We start from the raw sequence: 2,145 nt of genomic DNA on the forward strand, positions 1-2,145 counted from the left end.
CTCACTCATTATCTAGTGCGCTTGGTGGAAAACAACGACAATCGCTGAATATTCCGTATCTGCAAAGCATTAGTCTACTGACAGGCTACAGGCCGGAAGCTCGTAAGACCGAAAGCGCAAACCAGTTCTCCCGCCGTGTCGTTAAAATCAGCAAACAGGGTATTGAGAAGGGCAATTCTAGGATGGTGTTTTACAAACCAAAATTGGACTGCAGATTACATGAGGCACACCAACAGACTTCTTCTTTGTTAGTRCCTAACTTCTCTGGCTTTACTCAGCAGGCTATCGCGACCCACGAAGACCTGTCATTTGACCCAGCTGCCACGGTAGAAAACATTCAGCTATCCGAATTGTCGCTTGAGAAATGGTATGCCATTGATGGCCCAAGACGCGCCTTGCAGCTTCACAGGGACTTTATGGCMTMTTTYTGGCGSAACCGYCAYAGCTACGGCTWCAAAGCRATTGATGTRCGGCGCTACKGTGGCACCCATGTGGCTGAAACCTTGTTAKCTGAAGGCGTGATCACSATTAAAACGAGCTATTGGKGCCAGCTSCAAGCCATTTTAAAGCGCACACAGATATTTCAGCAGCTCGGAATGTTCAGCTTTCAGTCTATGCCTTACATCGATGTTGCGAACCATCCCCGCGCCATCGATATGACCCAGCATCGCAGGGATAAGACAGAAATCCTTAATATCATTAGAGCGGAGCGAAATGCCCAGCGCCACGGGGTTAAAACCGCCCTAACCAACGATGACACAGTAGAGCGCCTAGGATTTAACATCGAGCGCGTTATTCAGGACGCAGGTTGGGCAGTAAGGGAAATGATAGATGGTCTTAATAGCCATTTACTCCATGTTAGATTTGATACCTCAGACGTAGGGGTAACCCAGAGAGCTGGAGTGTCTAAATTATGGCTGGCACTGATGTTCGGCGGCGTGACCCAGATTGATGATGTACTTAAACAGCTGTTATCGCCTGCTCAGCTGGCTCAACTCAAAGAGCATCCGAGCGACTACCTCAATGCCAGCAGAGTCATGGCCAAGTCGTTGAACTTGATTGTCGCTGAATTAATCCGAGCTGCCCATGATTGGAACGGCGCTATATCAACGCTTAAACAGCAATTATGTAAAGGCTTAACGCGGGAAGAGTACAAGGTCGCTGTCGGCTCCCTGGTGCCAGCCGAAGTGTACGACCAATCCATTTTGGAGTGGTGGAAGCCAAACCCTGACAACTTCAAATTGTTGTTGGGGAAAGCGTTAGAAACGATGGAAGAGAACTTACGCTTTATTGAGTCACTTAACCAATCGTTACAGCGAGTACAGCGCCTAGCAATGCCGCAGGCAGCTAACAAGATGACTCTGGGTGCACGCTTGACGGCATTGAAGAGGAAGGCAGCGTAAGGCAAAATTTGCGTGATTTGGACTTGGTGAGATCCTGTATTTAAATAAACAGGAGCCTTGCCATGCCCAGATTCGATTTCAAAGACCCTCTCAATCCACGGTTGGCGGTAAAGCCGCAAGTGTGGCAAACGCCCTTTATCCGGCTAGCTAATCGCATCCCTCCTAGTTACCGCATCCACTTCGTTGGCGTGACAGTAGATTGCCGTTTAGGCTACACCGGAAGGCGCCAATTTCACTCGCTGGCGCAAGCTCTCATTTGGGCCGAATCAATGTATGGTGATTCGTGGTCGAATAAGCGATTTACTCAGGAGTTGGATTTGCATGTTTTATTGGATTGCACCAGTCGCTCGCTACCACAGGATTTGAAAAATTCCATAGCGGCACAGTTACGCAGATGCTAATAGGCTAAATTTGCCCAACGCGCCAAAAGTGTAAAGTTAGATTTATGCACGAGGTAACAACTTGTTTTCAATATCAAATACACCTTAAACCTAAACATTAAAAATTTGCCATAATCTCTTTAGAGATTTTGATAACCGACTTATGATAGTAGTTTTGATAGGTGATAAATTACTCTATCAAATTGTATACATTTTGATAGGGTGCATTTTTGACTTTTATCGCCCAACTGGTGTAAATTGAGCGAATCGAACGATTCGTTTAAAGGTGATAAATGAACACTCTTTCAGCCAATGAAGCAAAAATTCACTTTGGAGATTTGTTGCTCAAAGCTCAACAAGCT

2 protein-coding genes are annotated in these 2,145 nt (G+C 46.2%); both read left to right on the top strand.

Annotation, left to right across the window (positions count from 1 at the left end; translation table 11 throughout):
* On the top strand, positions 1 to 1,403 hold a 1,403-nt coding region (locus L5M49_RS24960), incomplete at its 5' end, for a hypothetical protein (protein WP_263266992.1).
* Between the two features lie 62 nt (positions 1,404 to 1,465).
* Positions 1,466 to 1,804 (top strand): hypothetical protein, encoded by a 339-nt coding sequence (locus tag L5M49_RS24965; protein ID WP_263148894.1) that lies wholly within the window; start codon positions 1,466 to 1,468, stop codon positions 1,802 to 1,804.
* Positions 1,805 to 2,145 lie beyond the last annotated feature (341 nt).

The organism is Shewanella sp. SM74, assembly GCF_025653725.1.
Taxonomy (GTDB): Bacteria; Pseudomonadota; Gammaproteobacteria; order Enterobacterales; family Shewanellaceae; genus Shewanella; species Shewanella oncorhynchi.